Annotated in this window: 15 protein-coding genes; 10 read left to right on the top strand and 5 right to left on the bottom strand. The window is 74.1% G+C overall.

The features are described from left to right. Nucleotides 1-32: 32 nt before the first annotated feature. Nucleotides 33-299, bottom strand: a complete 267-nt coding sequence (locus GCU60_RS08795; RefSeq protein WP_163204315.1) for a hypothetical protein — start codon at nt 297-299, stop codon at nt 33-35. 76 nt (nt 300-375) lie between these two features. Between GCU60_RS08795 and GCU60_RS08800 the strand changes: the two genes are divergently transcribed. From GCU60_RS08800 to GCU60_RS08810, 4 genes are all read left to right on the top strand, one after another. Then, nucleotides 376-999 (top strand): MOSC domain-containing protein, encoded by a 624-nt coding sequence (locus tag GCU60_RS08800; RefSeq protein ID WP_163204317.1) that lies wholly within the window; start codon nt 376-378, stop codon nt 997-999. 76 nt (nt 1,000-1,075) lie between these two features. After that, entirely contained in the window at nt 1,076-1,744 is a 669-nt protein-coding gene (locus tag GCU60_RS20240; RefSeq protein ID WP_239520781.1) for a hypothetical protein, read from the top strand. Nucleotides 1,745-1,776: 32 nt separating this feature from the next. After that, the gene (locus tag GCU60_RS08805; protein ID WP_345770495.1) at nt 1,777-3,672 is read left to right on the top strand and encodes an AAA family ATPase; all 1,896 of its coding nucleotides are present in this window, start codon (nt 1,777-1,779) and stop codon (nt 3,670-3,672) included. A 114-nt stretch (nt 3,673-3,786) separates the two neighbouring features. After that, nucleotides 3,787-8,517 (top strand): metallophosphoesterase, encoded by a 4,731-nt coding sequence (locus tag GCU60_RS08810; protein ID WP_163204321.1) that lies wholly within the window; start codon nt 3,787-3,789, stop codon nt 8,515-8,517. Nucleotides 8,518-8,607: 90 nt separating this feature from the next. On the opposite strand, the gene GCU60_RS08815 is transcribed toward GCU60_RS08810, so the two are convergent. Further along, nucleotides 8,608-9,735 (bottom strand): NDMA-dependent alcohol dehydrogenase, encoded by a 1,128-nt coding sequence (locus GCU60_RS08815; protein WP_163204324.1) that lies wholly within the window; start codon nt 9,733-9,735, stop codon nt 8,608-8,610. Nucleotides 9,736-9,879: 144 nt separating this feature from the next. On the opposite strand from GCU60_RS08815, the gene GCU60_RS08820 reads away from it, so the two are divergent. The 3 genes from GCU60_RS08820 to GCU60_RS08830 all read left to right on the top strand — a co-directional run bounded on the left by GCU60_RS08820 (nt 9,880) and on the right by GCU60_RS08830 (nt 12,169). Next, nucleotides 9,880-11,319: a bifunctional 3-(3-hydroxy-phenyl)propionate/3-hydroxycinnamic acid hydroxylase gene (locus tag GCU60_RS08820; RefSeq protein ID WP_163204326.1), complete on the top strand. Its 1,440-nt coding sequence runs from the start codon at nt 9,880-9,882 to the stop codon at nt 11,317-11,319. A 64-nt stretch (nt 11,320-11,383) separates the two neighbouring features. After that, nucleotides 11,384-11,932 carry a hypothetical protein gene (locus GCU60_RS08825; RefSeq protein ID WP_163204328.1) on the top strand — a complete coding sequence of 183 codons (549 nt, stop codon included), beginning with the start codon at nt 11,384-11,386 and terminating at the stop codon, nt 11,930-11,932. An 18-nt stretch (nt 11,933-11,950) separates the two neighbouring features. Next, the gene (locus GCU60_RS08830; protein ID WP_163204330.1) at nt 11,951-12,169 is read left to right on the top strand and encodes a hypothetical protein; all 219 of its coding nucleotides are present in this window, start codon (nt 11,951-11,953) and stop codon (nt 12,167-12,169) included. Between the two features lie 15 nt (nt 12,170-12,184). Here the strand turns inward: GCU60_RS08830 and GCU60_RS08835 are convergent, their stop codons facing one another. The 3 genes from GCU60_RS08835 to GCU60_RS08845 all read right to left on the bottom strand — a co-directional run bounded on the left by GCU60_RS08835 (nt 12,185) and on the right by GCU60_RS08845 (nt 14,513). Next, nucleotides 12,185-12,604 carry a DUF1707 domain-containing protein gene (locus tag GCU60_RS08835; RefSeq protein WP_163204332.1) on the bottom strand — a complete coding sequence of 140 codons (420 nt, stop codon included), beginning with the start codon at nt 12,602-12,604 and terminating at the stop codon, nt 12,185-12,187. 25 nt (nt 12,605-12,629) lie between these two features. Next, the gene (gene mftD, locus GCU60_RS08840) at nt 12,630-13,835 is read right to left on the bottom strand and encodes a pre-mycofactocin synthase MftD (protein WP_163204334.1); all 1,206 of its coding nucleotides are present in this window, start codon (nt 13,833-13,835) and stop codon (nt 12,630-12,632) included. A gap of 93 nt (nt 13,836-13,928) precedes the next feature. Further along, the gene (locus tag GCU60_RS08845; RefSeq protein ID WP_163204337.1) at nt 13,929-14,513 is read right to left on the bottom strand and encodes a TetR family transcriptional regulator; all 585 of its coding nucleotides are present in this window, start codon (nt 14,511-14,513) and stop codon (nt 13,929-13,931) included. A 128-nt stretch (nt 14,514-14,641) separates the two neighbouring features. Here GCU60_RS08845 and mftA point away from each other — a divergent pair, with 128 nt between their 5' ends. Genes mftA through mftC form a run of 3 tightly spaced genes read left to right on the top strand, consistent with a single transcriptional unit; the run spans nt 14,642 to nt 16,303 of the window. Beyond that, a complete protein-coding gene (gene mftA, locus GCU60_RS08850; RefSeq protein WP_204261718.1) occupies nt 14,642-14,764 on the top strand; it encodes a mycofactocin precursor MftA in 123 nt (40 codons plus the stop codon). Between the two features lie 13 nt (nt 14,765-14,777). Further along, nucleotides 14,778-15,071, top strand: coding sequence for a mycofactocin biosynthesis chaperone MftB (gene mftB / locus GCU60_RS08855; RefSeq protein WP_163204339.1), 294 nt, complete (start codon nt 14,778-14,780; stop codon nt 15,069-15,071). After that, on the top strand, nt 15,068-16,303 hold the full coding sequence (gene mftC, locus GCU60_RS08860; protein WP_163204341.1) for a mycofactocin radical SAM maturase: 1,236 nt from the start codon (nt 15,068-15,070) through the stop codon (nt 16,301-16,303). The genes mftB and mftC overlap by 4 nt, the downstream gene beginning before the upstream one ends. The last annotated feature ends 49 nt before the right edge of the window (nt 16,304-16,352 follow it).

Below are 16,352 nucleotides of genomic sequence, written 5' to 3' on the forward strand. Positions count from 1 at the left end.
TGAACCGGCCCCACCTGGGCATCGGCGGACGCTCACCCATCGACCGCGTCAACAACGCAGCGGGTCAGTACAGCTAGGACTACGTGGAACCATAGGCGTCCGTTTCCTCTGCCTGCGGCCGCCGAGAGAACCACCGCAACGACAGCTCCGAGGTACAGGAAGATCGTGCTTGCTGCGACATCGGGGTGAAAGTCCCCATCGGCAGCCCTCTTCACCAGCACGTAGAGGACCACGAACGGGAACGTGATCGTGATCAGGAACAGGACGAGCCGCACGGAGGATCGGAAGGTCACGCCCATCCATCGAGCCGATCGGCCGAAAGGTTAAGCGCGACCAGATCCGTGGGTCCGCTGAGGGGCGATCGACGATCGACCGGTGAGCGCGCTCCCGTACCGCTACGACGTCGAGATCGTGGGGCTGCTGGCCGCGCCGGTGCACCGCTACGACGGCCGGCCCGGGACGACGACGCCGGAGCAGGCGGCCGACCGCCGGGAGCGCCTGGAGATCCGCGGCGGGGTCGGCATCGTGGGCGACCGCTACGCGGGCCGGCCGGCGCACCGGGACGCGCAGGTGACCGTGCTGGCGGCCGAGGCGCTGGAGTCGCTGGCCACCGAGCTGGGCGCCGCCCGCTTCGACCCGCTGCTGGCCCGGCGCAACGTGGTGCTGCGCGGCGCGGAGGTGGAGGCGCTGCGTGGCCGGGAGTTCGCGCTCGACTGCGGGGACGGCGAGGTGCGGCTGCGCGGCGGCCGGCCGGCGAACCCCTGCGCCTGGATGGACGTCGTCCTCGCGCCCGGCGCCCATCGGGGACTACGCGGGCGCGGCGGCGTGCGCTGCGCGGCGCTCACCGACGGCATCCTGCGCCTGGGGCCGGCCGTCCTCCGCAGCCCCGTGCCGCTCGACGCCGCCCGGGCCGCGACGGCGGTGCGGCCCGCGCCCCGGCCGCGGGCCGGTGACGGACCCCGGCCCGACACGCCGGGGGGACGCCCGCCCCTGGCGTGACGGTCGTTCCCCCTGCACGATCACAGGGCCGGACCACCGAGCTCCGGAGCATCGGCACGTCCGGAGGAACCCCGTCATGCGCACGCGTCAGCTCACCACCGCCACCACGGTCGCGGCCACAGTCCTGCTCCTCGGTGCGTGCAGCAGCAGCCCCCTCGAGGGCAAGAACGGCACCGAGGTCGCCGAGGCCGCCGCCGACGCGCTGGAGAAGGCCGGATCGGTCCACGTCCAGGGCACGATCGAGCAGGGCGGCGAGGAGGGCGAGCTCGACCTGCAGCTGCAGGGCGAGGACTCGGCCGGGACGCTGACCATCGACGGCGTCGCGATCGAGCTGGTCACGGCCGGCGGGGAGCAGTTCCTCAAGGCGCCGGACGACTTCTGGGCGTCCTCGGGGCTGCCGGAGGAGGTCGCGTCCTCGCTCGCGGGCAAGTGGGTCGCCCTCCCCGACGGCGGCGCCGACTTCGCGGAGTTCTCGCTCGCCAGCATCCTGGAGGACCTGCGGAACCCCAGCAGCGACGTCAAGGACGAGGTCGGGGAGGACGAGGTCGACGGGACCGACGTCGTCGTCGTCGAGCAGGAGGACGGCAGCAAGCTGTTCGTCGCAGACGAGGACCCGGCCTACCCGCTGCGGCTCACCAGCGTGGGCGACCAGACCGGCACGCTGGACCTCAGCGAGTTCGGCGAGGAGCAGGACATCTCGGCGCCCGAGGGCGCGGTCGACTTCGGCGAGCTGCTCGGCGGCTGAGCCGGGCCGTCGGCCGTCGGGGAGGAGCGCGGGTGGGCATCGGTCCCGGGCCGGTCGTCGGCCTGACGCGGGAGCGCGAGGTGCTCACCGTCGCGCTCCGCACCAACCGGCACGTCGTCCTCGAGGGCCCGCCCGGCACGGGCAAGTCCACGCTGCTGCGCGCCGTGGCCGGCGAGACCGGGCACGACGTCGTCTTCGTCGAGGGGAACGCGGAGCTGACCCCGGCCCGCCTGGTCGGGTCCTACGACCCGGCCGCGGTGATGGCCGGTGGGTACGTGCCCGGGAGCTTCGTAGACGGCCCGCTGCTCACCGCGATGCGCGGGTCCGGCCTGCTCTACCTGGAGGAGCTCAACCGCATCCCGGAGGAGACCCTCAACGTCCTCATCACGGTGCTGACCGAGGGCGAGATCGCCGTCCCCCGGCTCGGGACGGTGCGGGCGGCGGCGGGGTTCCGGTTGATCGCGGCGATGAACCCGTTCGACGCGGTCGGCACCGCCCGGGTGGGCCAGGCGATCGCCGACCGGATGTGCCGGGTGGTGCTCGGCTACCAGGACGAGGCGGGCGAACGGGCGATCGTCGCGGCGGTCACCGACGGCCACCCCCGGCCGGTCGCGTTGGCGGTGGCGCTGGTCCGGGCGACGCGGGAGCACCGGGACCTGCGCACCGGCTCGTCGGTGCGGGGCGCGATCGACCTGGTGCTGCTGCTCGACGGGCTGCTGAGCCTGCGTGGCCTGGAGCGGCTGGAGGACCGCGGCGCGCGAGAGGCGGCCCGGGACGCCCTGCACGCCGCGCTGTCGGGCCGGGTGCGGGTGACGGAGGGCGTGGAGCGGACCCCGGAGAGCGTCCTGGACGAGATCCTGGCGGGCATCTGGCCCTCCGACGGCGTGCCGCCGGACCCGGGGACGTCGTCGGACGGCCCGCCGGGGCCGGCCCCGTCCCCTGCCGGGGGCGGCCCGGGAAAAGCGGGGGGCCTGCCGCCTGAGGCGGCGGGCCCGGACAGCAGGAGCGGGCAGCGGGAGCGGCCGGGACGGCGCGGCCCCCGTCAGACCGCACGGCGCGAGCTGCAGCTGCGCCACCCCTCCTTCGACGAGGTCAGCCCCGAGGTGGGGGCGCTCGACGAGGAGGCGTTCGCCGCGGTGATGGGCGCCGACCCGGACGCGGCCGCCGCCCTCCTCGCCGACCTCGCCCTGGCCACCGACCGGGAGCTGCGCTCGGCGGCGCGCCGGCTGGCCGCCCGGGTGTTCGTGCAGGTGGGGCGGGTCGGTGCGGCCCGGGCCCGCGGCACCCGCCGGCTGGCCCCCGCCCGCGGTGGGGACGGCGATCTCGACCTGGAGCGCACGCTGGACCGGTGGAGCGGGCCGTGGCCGCCGGCGCCGGAGGACGTGGTGGCCCGGCGCTGGGTGGGCGCGCGACGGGCGGTCTGCCTGGTGGTCGACCGGTCGGGCTCGATGAGCGGCCTGGGCGTGGCGATCGCCGCGGTGGCGGCGGCCGGCGTGGTCCTGGCGGCCGGCGAGCGGCTGGGGACCAGCGTGCTGGCCTTCGCCGACCGGGTGGAGGTGCTCCAGCAGCACGGCCGGCACCGCGCACCCGAGGACCTGGTGCTGGCCCTGGTGGGGCTGCGCGGCCACGGCCGGACCGACGTCGCCGCTGCGCTGCGGGCCGCCTCGGCGCAGCTGCGGACGGCGGCGCACGCCGACGAGCGGGTCGTGGTGCTGCTGTCGGACTGCCTGTCGACGGCCGGGGACCCCGCGGAGGCGGCGCTGGCCGGCATCGACCGGCTGGACGTGCTGTGCCCGCTGCCCGCCGGGGGCGCGGAGGCCGAGGCGCTGGTGGCGTCCCGGGCGCTGGCCGCACGGGGCGGCGGGTCGGTGGCCGCGGTGCGCTCGCTCGCCGACCTGGGGCCCGCCCTCACCCGCCTGCTGGGCTAGCGGGCACCGTCCGGACGACCGAAGTTCCGCGGTGCGGACCGTTCCGTTCACCTCGCGGGCACCTGCGCCGCGTGAGGTCGCTGGGACTGAAGTTCGCGCTCCCGAAGGACACCCGTGCCCACAACCACCAGCCGGTTCACCCGTTGGTTCGCCGCTGTCGCGGCCACCGCGACGACGGCCAGCGGCGTCGCCGTCGTGCTCGCCGCTCCCGCGGCCGCAGCCCCGGCCGACGCCCCGGCCCTGCTCGTCACCGAGATCACGCCGGACAACGTCGGCTACGACGACTTCGAGTTCTTCGAGGTCCACAACGCGACGGCCGCCGACATCGACCTGAGCGCCTCCGGCGTCACGCTGGCGTACACGTTCCAGGACACGGCAGCACCGCCGGACGACAAGCCGCTGACCTACCCGGCCGGCACGGTGATCCCCGCCGGGGCGACCAGCGTGTTCTGGCTCCAGTACCAGACCAGCACCGTGAACACCGCGGCGCGCACGGACGAGGAGTTCCGCCAGCACTTCGCGGCGGCCGGCGGCGAGGCCGCGGACTACGACCTGGTCCGGGTGACCGGGCAGGCCGGCATGGCCAACAGCGGTGACCGCGGCATCCGCGTCACCGGCCCCCAGGGGCAGCTGGTGAGCTGGTCGTACTACCCGGCCGGCTCGGTGGGCACCGACCGGTCGGCGACCTTCCGCCTCCCCGAGGACCCGGCCTCGCCCCGCCTGGACCTGTTCGAGTCGCAGGCCACGCCGACCCCCGGCGTCGTGGCGCCCGAGGCGCTGGAGCGCCCCGTCACCGATCCGGGCACGGACCCCGGCACCGATCCGGGCACGGACCCCGGCACCGATCCGGGCACGGACCCCGGCACCGATCCCGGCACGGACCCCGGCACCGATCCCGGCACGGACCCCGGCACGGACCCGAGCACCGGCGGGGCCCGGCTGCAGATCACCGAGGTGCTCCCGGACTCCAGCAACGTCGGCAGCGCCGACGGCTACGAGTTCATCGAGGTCTACAACGCCACGGCCGACCCGATCGACTTCGGGGACCACCTGCTGCGCTACCTCTACCCGCTGGAGGACCTGAGCAACTCGTCGGTGGCGGAGTGGCCCGGGACGCCGCGTGACGTGACCGTCGCGCCCGGCGGCACGCTCGTGCTCTGGATCAAGAACGGCCAGAACGACGCGCTCACCGACAGCGACTTCAACCGGCAGTTCGGCTCCAGCCTGACGATGGGCCAGGACCTGGTGGAGGTGTTCAGCGCCGGCATGGCCAACGGCTCGCCCCGCGGGCTGGAGATCGTCACCAACACCGGGTTCAGCATCAACCGGGCCTACTACAACCTCGCCGGCGCCGACGACACCACCGCTAACCAGGGCATCCAGTACGGCACGGACCCCGCCGACCCGAACCGGCAGCGGCTCCTCGGCCAGGCACCGGCCAGCCCCGGCAGCGTCACGCCGGGGCAGGTGTCGCCCACCCTGGCCGACGTCCCCGACGACGGCTCCGCCCCGGTCGTCGAGGACCGCACCGCCGCGCAGATCGACCCCTCCGGTGACTTCGCGATCGACCTCACCGTGACCGACGACGTGCAGGCGCGCACCGTCACGCTGTTCCTCCGCAGCGACGTCGACGCCGAGTACCAGGCGTTCAACCTCGTCACCGACGGCGAGGACGGCTATCGGCACGTGATCCACGCCGCGGACCTGACCGGCAAGCGGTGGTACCAGTACTACGTCACCGCCACCGACGGGACGAACACGACCCGCACCGCGATGCGCCAGCTCGACGTCGCCGGCCGGGACACCGCGCCGGTGCGGCTGAACGTGACGGAGGGGCAGTTCGTCTCCGGGACGACGGTGGTCTCCGCGGCCGGGGACCGCTATCCGCCGCAGCTGGACCTCGAGATCGACGGCGAGCCCGTTCCCGGGACCAGCCCGGCGCTGGAGGACGCGCCGCTGTTCGTCTTCGAGGCCAGCGGCGTCAACCAGTTCTTCCGCAACGGGGTCCTCGTGGAGGGCGACGAACTGCTCATCTTCGAGGACGGGATCCCGGAGGGCTACGAGACGCTGTCCACGCCGGTCCCGCTGACCTACGTGACGCAGGGCGAAGAGCTGGTGGTCAGCGTGTACGCCGGCACCAAGGCCGCGCCGGAGGTCGACGAGAACGAGAACAACGACGACTTCACCATCAAGAACCTGCGCCTGGTGCTGCCGGACGGCCGCACGCTGCGGCCGGCCGGCTACGACGACCCCGACCGGGTCCTGAGCATGGGCGACAGCTCCGGCAAGCTCGACTTCTACGACGCGCGGTTCACCCTGCCCGACGACGCGTTCACCGCGGAGTCGGCGGCGTGGGACACCACCGAGGTCCCCGACGGCCCGCACACCGTCGGCGCCACCGACGGCACCGACTCCGTCCAGCGCACGGTGCAGGTCGACAACACCGCGCCGGCGATCACCAGCACGATGACCGACGGGCGGACCTACCAGGGCGAGTTCACGATCGACGCCCAGGCCACGGACGCCGGATCGGGCCTCGGGTCGCTGACGGCCACCCTGGACGGGGAGTCGATCTCCCTGCCCTTCGCGACCTCGTCGGTCACCCTGCCGGCCGGGGAGCACGAGCTGGTGCTGGAGGCCCGCGACGTCCTCGGCAACACCGAGACCCGCGAGATCACCTTCACCACACCCGTGGAGCAGCCCAACACCGAGCTGTTCTCACCCGCGGACGGCGCCGTCGTGGAGACCGACTACGTCGAGCTCACCGCCCGGGTGACCGACCCCAGCGGGGACTCACTCGACGTCGCCTTCAACGAGGGCTACCGCCTCGACCCGTCCGACGAGGCGGTCGACAGCTGGTCGGGCACCACCCGGATCGCCTCCGGCAGCGACCGCGCCGGCGCCCAGCTGCTGACCGGGAACGACGTCGCCGCCATGACCGGGGCCGACGGCCTCGACACGTCGATCTCCTCCGAGGACGCCTTCCCGTACCAGATGTTCGACGTCGAGGTGCCGGCCGGCGCGGGTGAGGACTACCTGGCCCGGCTGTCCTGGAGCGGCACGGCCAACGCCGACGCCAAGGTCCTCATGTACGTGCTCGACACGGCCACCGGGGCCTGGGAGGAGGTCGACCGGCACGTCACCATCGGCGCGGGCGCGACGGAGTTCGAGCTCGAGGCGACGGTGCCCGCCGCGGACCACGCCCAGGACGGGACCATCCGGGTGCTGGTCCAGCACTCGGAGGGCTTCGCCGGTGAGGACCGCTCCACCCGGGAGACCCCGGTGGCGCCCTATCACCCGGAAGACACGCCCCGGTCGTCCTACGACTTCACCCTGGGCTGGGAGTCCGACACCCAGTACTACAACGAGCAGTACTACGAGCGGCAGCTGGACATCCACGAGTACTTCCTGGACCGCCGGGACGAGCTGAACCTGCAGTACGTCTTCCACACCGGCGACATCGTCGACGACCACGACCAGGCCTACCAGTGGGAGAACGCGAACCCGGCCTACGCCATGCTCGACGAGGCAGGGCTGCCCTACGGCGTCCTCGCCGGCAACCACGACGTCGGCCACGAGGTGGCGGACTACACCGAGTTCAGCCGGCACTTCGGCGAGCAGCGGTACGCGGGCAACCCCTGGTACGGCGAGAGCTACCGGGACAACCGCGGGCACTACGACCTGATCACCGCAGGCGGCATGGACTTCCTCATGCTGTACATGGGCTGGGCGCCCGGGGACGCGGAGATCGCCTGGATGAACGAGGTCCTGGCGCAGTACCCGGAGCGGGTCGCGGTCCTCAACCTGCACGAGTACATGCTCACCACCGGCGGGCTCGGCCCCGTGCCGCAGCGGATCTACGACGAGGTCGTGGCGCCCAACGCCAACGTGAAGATGGTCTTCTCCGGCCACTACCACGACGCCTACACCCGGATCGACCGCTTCGACGACGACGGGGACGGCACGGCCGAGCGCGCGGTGCACCAGATGCTGTTCGACTACCAGGGCCTGCCGGAGGGTGGCCAGGCGTTCCTCCGCCTGCTGCACTTCGACAACGAGGGCGAGCGGATGACCGTGCGGACGTTCTCCCCGTACCTGATGAAGTACGGCTCCGACGACCCGACCCTGGAGCCGGAGCACCAGCAGTTCACGGTCGCCTACGCCGACCTGCAGCTGAACCCCCGGGTCAAGGAGCTGGCCACCGACGCCTTCTCCGTCGACATCCTGACCACCCGCTCGATCGCGCAGTTCGAGGACGTGGCCAGCGGCACGGAGCTGACGGCGACCTGGTCGGACCTGCCCGACGAGGAGCACGGGTGGTACGTCACCACCAGCGACCCGTACGGCGGCGTGGACCGCTCCGAGGTCCGGCTGTTCACCGTCCGGACGGGCGAGGGACCCGGCGACGGCGAGGGCCCCGGCGACGGCGAGGGCCCGGGCGGCGGCGAGGGACCCGGCGACGGCGAGGGCCCGGGCGAGGGCGAGGGACCCGGTGACGGCGGGAACCCCGGCGGCGGCGACGGAGAGGCGCCCGGGGCGCCGGCCGACCCCACGCACCCGACGGACCCCGGTACCCCGCAGGGCCCGGGCACTCCTCCGGGTCCGGGTGCTCCCGAGGGCCCGGCGGGCCCGGCTGGTGTCCCGCCGGCCGGAGGCGTGCAGGCCCCGAGGGTCGACCGGGCCGACGGCGTGGGAACGCAGCGCTCCGCCGGGACCCCGAGGTCGGGTGCGCTCGCCTGGACCGGGGCGCCGGTGGCCTCCACGCTCGTCGCGGGCGTGCTGCTGCTCGCCGCGGGCGCGCTGCTCACCGCCGCCGGTTCCCGGGGACGGCGCCGTCGCTCCTGACCCACGGCGCCGCGACGCCCCGGCCGGCACCTGCCCGGCCGGGGCGTCGCGCGGGGCTCTGCCGGGCGGTGGTGCCGCCCGGCAGGGCCCTCAGCGGTCGGCGTCGGTGTAGACGATCATCCCGCGGATGTTCTTGCCGTCGCGCATGTCCTGGTAGCCCTGGTTGACGTCCTCCAGCGAGTACTTCGTCGTCACCAGCTCGTCGAGCTTCAGCTGGCCCTCCTGGTAGAGCGAGAGCAGCTCCGGGATGGCGTTGCGCGGGGCCAGGCCGCCGAAGATGGCGCCCTGCAGGTCCTTCTGCAGGAGGGTGAGCTCGAAGAGGCTGAGCGTCACGTCGACGTTGGCGTAGTTGCCCATGCCGGTGACGACGGCGCGGCCGCCCTTGCCGGTGACGCTGAGCGCCGCGGCGATGTCCTCGCCCTGGATGTCGCCGACGGTGATGATCGTCTTCTCCGCCATCCGGCCCCAGGTGAGCTCGTTGATGGCCGGGGCGGCCTCCTCCATGGTCGCGAAGGTGTGCGTGGCGCCGAGGTCCATGGCCCACTCGCGCTTCCGCGCCACGGGCTCGACGACCATGACCCGCTTGGCACCGGCCGCGGCCGCGCCCTGGACGGCGTTCATGCCCACACCGCCGGCACCCATGACCACGACGTTCTCGCCGGGGCGCACGTCGGCGACCTTGGTGGCCGAACCCCAGCCGGTGGTGACGCCGCAGCCGACGAGCGCGGCGACCTCCAGCGGGATGTCCGGCTCGATCCGCACCACGGATGCCTGGTGCACGGTGATGTAGGGCGAGAAGGTGCCGAGCAGGCACATCGGGACGACGTCCTTGCCCTTGGCCTGGACCCGGTAGGTGCCGTCGGAGATCGCCATGCCGGTGAGCAGGTTCGCGCCGAGGTCGCAGAGGTTCTGCTGGCCGCGCGAACAGGGCGGGCACTGCCCGCAGGCGGGGATGAACGCCGTGACGACGTGGTCGCCCTCCTTGAGCCCGGTCACGCCCGGCCCGACCTTGGTGACGACGCCGGCGCCCTCGTGCCCGCCGATCACCGGGTAGGAGGCGACCGGGGTGCCGCCGGTGACCAGGTGCTCGTCGCTGTGGCACAGCCCGGAGGCGGCGAGCTGGACCTGCACCTCGCCCGCGCGCGGATCACCCAGCTCGATCTCCTCGATCGACCATTCCTCGCCCACGCCCCACAAGATCGCGCCCTTGGTCTTCAATCGAGTTCCTCTCCGTCAGTCCCGCACCGTCGCGGGTTCGGCCACACGCGTGTGCCCTGGCTCACAGACTGCTGAGCGGGGGGAGGCCCGTCAACATCTCGGCGTCGGTCGGAGCCGCCGCGCCCGTGCCGCACACTGGGTTCCGTGTCCGGTGCCCCGGTGGTCGTGGTCGGCGCCGGGCCGGTGGGGCTGACGGCGGCGCTGCTGCTCGCGCGCCGCGGGCTCCGGGTTCTCGTCCTGGAGCGGCACGCCGAGCCCTATCCGCTGCCCCGGGCGGTGCACCTCGACGACGAGGTGTTCCGCGTGCTCCAGGACGCCGGGGTGGCCGGGTCGCTGGCTCCGCACACCCGCCCCATGGCCGGGCTGCGGCTGCTCGACGGGGCGCACCGGGTGCTGGCGGAGTTCCGCCGCGCCCCGGACGCCGGGGCGAACGGCTGGCCCCAGGGATCGTTCGTGCACCAGCCGGACCTGGAGGCGGCGCTCACCGCCGCCGCCACGGCGGAGCCGGGGATCGAGCTGCGCCGCGGCGTCGAGGTCACCGGGCTGCGGCACGACGACGGCGGGGTCGCGGTGGCCGCCCGCGACCGGGCGACGGGGGAGGACCGGTCCGTCCGGGGTGCGGCGGTGCTCGGCTGCGACGGCGCGGGCAGCACCGTGCGGGAGCTCATCGGCGCCCGGATGCGCGACCTCGGCCGGGCCGACCGCTGGCTGGTCCTCGACGTCCGCTCGGACCGGCCGCTGGAGCTGTGGCCGGGGGTGCACCAGGTGTGCGACCCGCGCCGGCCGTCGACCTACATGCCGGTGACCGGCGACCGGTACCGCTGGGAGTTCCGGCTGCAGCCGGGGGAGACCGCGGCCGACCTCGCCGGCTCGGACCGGCTGGCGGAGCTGCTGGCGCCGGTGGTGCCCGCCGACGGCCTGGAGGTGCTGCGGGCGGTCGAGTACACCTACCGGGCCCAGGTCGCCGACCGCTGGCGCGACGGGCGGGTCCTGCTGGCCGGGGACGCCGCGCACCTCAGCCCGCCGTTCGTCGGTCAGGGGCTGGGGCTGGGGCTCCGGGACGCCCACCAGCTGGCCTGGAAGCTGGCCGCGGTCCTGGCGGGGGAGGCCGGCGACGAGCTGCTGGACACCCACCGGGCCGAACGCGAGCCGCACGCCCGCGCGCTGATCCGGGTGGCGCTGCTCCTGGGCGCGCTGATGACCGGGGGCGGGCGGGGCGGCGCCGTCGTCCGCCGGGCCGTGCTCGCCGTCGTCCGGCGGATCCCGGCGGTCGCCCGGCTCGCCACCGACAGCCGCACCCCGCCGCTGCGCCGCGGGCCGCTGGTGGAGCGGCGCGGCCGGACCGGCCGGCGGCTCGCGGGCACCCTCCTTCCCCAGCCGGACGTGCTGGTCGAGGGGCGGCCGTGCCGGCTGGACGACGTCCTGGGTGACGGCGAGGCGCGGCTGACCGCGGACCTCCGGCTGCACCGCGCGGACGGGACGACGGTGCAGCTGGTCGACCCCGGCGGCACGCTGCGCCGCTGGCTCGGGCCGGCCACGCAGGTGTGCATCCGCCCCGACCGGATCGTCCGCGCCGCCCGTTAGCCCGATCGGTTCCGGTCGGGCTCCCGGGGTGGTCCCCGCGGCTGCCGCCCGGGATCCTCGTCCGGTGAACGAGTGGCTGGCGGGGGCGTCGCGCGCGCAGCTCGCCCTGGTCATGGGGCTCTTCTGCGGGATCGGCGGGGCACTGGGCGTCGTCGTCATCGCGGGCGAGGGCTGGGCCGGCGCCCTCCCTGCGGCCATCGGTGCCGGGCTGGGCGGCGGACTGATCGGCGCGACGCTGCTGCACGGACAGCTCCGGCGCCGGGCCGAGGCGCTCGGGCCGCTGCCGGCGGCGACCCGGCGGGCCGCCGAGCGGGCGTCGCTCCGGGGGCCGGTGCCCGAGGACCCCGGGACCCGGGCGGCCGCCCATGCGCTGGCGCGGACGGCGCTGGCCGAGCACCGCCGTCGCCGGGTGGTCGGGATCGTCAGCGCGCTGTTCGTCCTCGCCATGCTGGTCTTCCTCGCCGTCCAGGCGTCGCCGTGGTGGTGGGCCGGGGTCGCGGCGGCCATCGGGCTGCTGGTGCACGGCTGGGTCGTCCTGCCGAGGAGGCTGGAACGCCGGGCCGAACTGCTCCAGCCGTCATCGGGCGGGCCCGACGGGGGTCGGGACGGCTGACCGGGGTACCGACCGGCCATGAACATCGACAAGGACCAGATCCTGCAGCTCCTGCGCTCCCAGGGTGACGACGCGAAGGCCCAGCAGGCCGACCAGGAACTGCCCGGTCAGGTGGACACCGACCGCGACGCGGGGCTGCTGTCCAAGCTCGGCATCGACCCGATGGACCTGGTGAAGAAGCTCGGCGGCGGCGGTGGTCTCGGAGGCGCCCTCGGTGGGCTGCTCGGCAAGGGCTGAGGTGCCGGCGGCCGGCTAGCTCTTCGGTCGGCCGATCCCGATCGCGTAGAGCGTCCCCAGGACTGCGCCCGGCGGGGCCGCGACGTACAGCCACCACGGGTGGATGCCGCCGACGGTGAGCTCGAGGATGCCCCAGACGACCAGGTTCACCAGGCTGATGCAGAGCCAGATGATGAGGAGCACCTTCATCGCGGTGCCGGCGTCGTCGTCGCTGAACGCCCTGCGCGGTCCGGGCGGCGGGGGCAGCGCCGGCAGGTCCGCGGTGACCCGCTGCAGGTCGCCGCGGGTGCGGGCCGCCCACACCGCCTGGACCCGCTCGTCGAACTCCTGCAGGTCCAGCTGTCCCGCGTCGTGCGCGCGCTGCAGCCCGGCCTGCACGCTCGACCGCTCGGCGTCGGAGACCCGCAGATCCGCGGGGCGCACCGGTTCGTTCACGCCCGGCATCCTGCCAGGACGGGGGCTAGGACTCCTCGCTCGCGCGCGCGACCGCGGTCTCGCCCAGGCGCTGCTCGAAGCCGGACGGGACCACGAGGTCGTCCCGGCACAGGTCGGTGACGTTCGGCCGGCCGAGGCCGACCATCGCCGAGCCGAGGCCGTCGCGCATCAGGTCCAGCACGTTCTCCACGCCGGCCTGCCCGTTGGCCGCGAGGCCCCACAGGTAGGCGCGGCCGATCATCACGGCCCTGGCGCCCAGGGCCAGTGCCTTGGCGACGTCGCCACCGCGGCGGATGCCGCCGTCGAGCAGCACCTCGATCTGGTCGCCGACCGCCTCGGCGACGGCGGGCAGCGCCCGGATGGACGCCGGCGTGCCGTCGAGGTTGTTGCCGCCGTGGTTGGAGACCGAGATCGCGGTGACGCCGGCGTCCACGGCGCGCTTGGCGTCGTCGACCCGCATGACGCCCTTGAGCATGAACGGGCCGTCCCACTGCGAGCGCAGCCAGGCGACGTCCTCCCAGGTGGGCATCGGGGAGTTCATCCACATGCCGTAGGCGCCGAAGAAGGTGGGCGCCGGCTCGCCGGGGGTGGCGACCATGTTCGGGACGGTGAGGTCGGGCAGCTGCCTGGTCTTCGCGAAGTCCCACAGCCAGCCCGGCTTGAGCGCCACCTGCGGGGCGTAGCGGCGCACCGCCTCGAAGTTGACCTTCTCGGGGATGAACGGGCTGCCCCAGTCGCGGCCGTAGGCGAAGGACCAGTCGAGGGTGGCGATCAGGCCGACGGCGCCGGCCCGCCTGGCCCGCTCCATGCGGGCGAGCATCTCCTCGCGGCTGCCGACCCAGTAGACCTGGAAGAAGGTCTGCGGGTTGGCCGCGACGACCTCCTCGATCGGCTTGCTGGCGAAGGAGGACAGGCCCATGGCCACCCCGCGGGCCGCGGCGGCGCGCGCGACGGCGACCTCCCCGTCGGGGTGCACGGCCTGGACGCCGGTCGGGCTGATCATCACCGGCATCGACATCTGCTGGCCCATGACCGTGACGCCCATGTTGCGCTCGTTGGCCAGGCCCGCGGTGTGCGGCGCGAAGCCGATCTCGCCGAAGGCGGTGGTGTTGTCCTCGACGGTCAGGCCGCGCTCGGAGCCGGCGACCAGTGCGCCGTACACGCCCTTGGGCAGCCGTCGCTTCGCGCGGCGCTGCGCCTCGGCCACCGTCTCGAACCACGCGTTCGCCATGCCGGTCTCCCGTCGTCCGCCCCGCCGGAGCAGCGGTGGCACTCAGTGCCACAGTAGCGGGACTGCGGAGACGCACGCCACAGCCTGGGCGGCTCAGCCCCTCAGGCTGGGGAATCCGGCGGCCAGCTCGTCGAACGTGCGGCGCAGCTGGTCCCCGAGGGCGGTGCGCTCGTCGGCCAGCCAGGCGGCGAAGGCGGTGGTGGCGGCCGCCCGGGTGCTGGCGGCGACCAGCCGCGGCAGCAGGCCGGCAGGGTCGTCCGCCGTGCTGCGCGCGACGTGCTCGGCGACGACGCGGTCGATCTCGGCGTACCGCAGCTGGGAGTGGGCCTGCAGCGCCGGCTCGGTGAGGATCAGCCGCATCCGCTGCCGGAGCGCCGGCAGGTCGTCGTCCCGGTAGTCGTTGACCTCGGCGTAGGCGGCGCAGACGGTGGCCAGCACCGGTCGTCCGCCGTCGGCCGAGTGCAGCAGCCGGTCCAGCCGCTCGACGTGCGCGGCGAAGTCGCCCCAGACGGCGTCGGCCTTCGCCGGGTAGTAGCGGAAGAACGTGCGGCGGCTGATGCCGGCGGCGTCGGCCACCTCGTCGGCGGTGACCGCGTCGAAGCCACGGGAGGTGAAGAGCTCGAGAGCCGCTCGCTCCACGCGGTCCCGCGCGGCCTCGCCGGTCGCGGTCTGCGTCATGCGCCCATCCTGCCGGGCGGCGGCGGGTGCGCGATGCTTTCCGCATCCGACCGGGCTGCTTGCTCCTGGCACTGGGTGCCACTAGCCTCGGCCCGACCAGTCAGTGACCTCGCTCACCAGGAGTGCAGATGCCCGAGCAGACCGCCGCCGTGGACACCGCCGCCGTCGAGGCCCCCGCGGCCGAGGAGGCCCTGGTCGAGGAGTCGCTGGTCGAGGAGGTCTCGATCGACGGCATGTGCGGCGTCTACTGAGTCGCAGGCTCCGATGACCGCTCCGGTGGCCGCCGTGTTCGACCCGGCGCTGCCCTGGCAGAAGGCCCGGTCGGTCGCCCTGCGGCCGGAGCCGTTCGGCGCGCTGGTCTACCACTTCGGCAACCGGAAGCTCTCCTTCCTGAAGTCGAAGATGCTGGTCGCAGTCGTGACCTCGCTGGCCGAGCACCCCAGCGCCGAGGCGACGCTGGTCGCCTGCGGCGTGCCGGAGACCCAGCGCTCCAGCTACCTGAAGGCGCTCGCCGACCTCGCCCGCTCGCAGATGATCGAACTCCGGAGCGCCTCATGACCGCCGTCCTGCCGTCCCGACCCACCGCCCCCCAGCGTCCCGTCGGCGGCCGGCTGATCGACCAGTTCGAGTACGGGCTGGACGCCCCGATCTGCCTGACATGGGAGCTCACCTACGCCTGCAACCTGGCGTGCGCGCACTGCCTGTCCTCCTCCGGCCGGCGCGACCCGCGCGAGCTGTCCACCGCCGAGGCCGAGGCGGTCATCGACGAGCTGCAGCGGATGCAGGTGTTCTACGTCAACGTCGGCGGCGGCGAGCCGACCGTGCGGCCGGACTTCTGGCACCTGCTCGACTACGCCATCGGCCACGACGTCGGCGTCAAGTTCTCCACCAACGGCATCAAGCTGGACAAGACCCGCGCCGCCCAGCTGGCCCGCACCGACTACGTCGACGTGCAGATCTCCCTGGACGGCGCCACTGCCGAGGTGAACGACCGGGTGCGCGGCACCGGCTCCTACGCCACGGCCATCCGTGCCCTGGAGAACCTGGCCGAGGCCGGGATGAAGGACTTCAAGGTCTCCGTCGTCGTCACCCGCGAGAACGCCGGGCAGCTCGACGCGTTCAAGGCGCTCACCGACTCCTTCGGCGCCCAGCTGCGGATCACCCGGCTGCGGCCGTCCGGCCGCGGGGCGGACGTCTGGGACGAGCTGCACCCGACCATGGCCCAGCAGAAGGACCTGTACCAGTGGCTGCTCGCCAACGGCGACGGCGTGCTGACCGGAGACTCGTTCTTCCACCTGTCCGCGTTCGGCGAGGCGCTTCCGGGCCTCAACCTGTGCGGCGCGGGGCGCGTGGTCTGCCTGATCGACCCGGTGGGCGACGTCTACGCGTGCCCGTTCGCGATCCACGAGAACTTCCTCGCCGGCAACGTGCGCGACGAGGGCGGCTTCCAGCGGGTGTGGCAGTCCTCGGAGCTGTTCGCCGACCTGCGCAACCCGCAGACCGGCGGCGCCTGCACCAAGTGCGCGCACTTCGACGCCTGCCGCGGCGGCTGCATGGCGGCCAAGTTCTTCACCGGCCTGCCGCTGGACGGCCCCGATCCCGAGTGCGTGCAGGGCTACGGGGAGACCGCCCTGGCTGCCCGGGACCTGGAGCTGGTCACCCCGCGCAGCCACATCGACCACTCGCACACCGGCCCCGTCCGCGGCCAGCCGACGCTGCTGGGCATGCCCGCCGTCCCGCCCGCGAAGATCTGCGACGAGTCCCCGCTGGCGGGCTTCCCGGGGGCCTGACCTTCCCACCCGTTGGGGGGAGGGCCGGGTTTCGGGGCTGGGGCCGGTG

Origin of the sequence: Blastococcus saxobsidens, assembly GCF_010682065.1 — a bacterium.
Taxonomy (GTDB): Bacteria; Actinomycetota; Actinomycetes; order Mycobacteriales; family Geodermatophilaceae; genus Blastococcus; species Blastococcus saxobsidens_B.

Coding starts and splice junctions, on each gene's coding strand:
- GCU60_RS08795 (WP_163204315.1), bottom strand. CDS start 299: ATGGGCGTGACCTTCCGATCCTCCGTGCGGCTCGTCCTGTTCCTGATC.
- GCU60_RS20240 (WP_239520781.1), top strand. CDS start 1,076: ATGCGCACGCGTCAGCTCACCACCGCCACCACGGTCGCGGCCACAGTC.
- GCU60_RS08830 (WP_163204330.1), top strand. CDS start 11,951: ATGAACATCGACAAGGACCAGATCCTGCAGCTCCTGCGCTCCCAGGGT.
- mftD (WP_163204334.1), bottom strand. CDS start 13,835: ATGGCGAACGCGTGGTTCGAGACGGTGGCCGAGGCGCAGCGCCGCGCG.
- GCU60_RS08845 (WP_163204337.1), bottom strand. CDS start 14,513: ATGACGCAGACCGCGACCGGCGAGGCCGCGCGGGACCGCGTGGAGCGA.
- mftA (WP_204261718.1), top strand. CDS start 14,642: ATGCCCGAGCAGACCGCCGCCGTGGACACCGCCGCCGTCGAGGCCCCC.
- mftB (WP_163204339.1), top strand. CDS start 14,778: ATGACCGCTCCGGTGGCCGCCGTGTTCGACCCGGCGCTGCCCTGGCAG.
- mftC (WP_163204341.1), top strand. CDS start 15,068: ATGACCGCCGTCCTGCCGTCCCGACCCACCGCCCCCCAGCGTCCCGTC.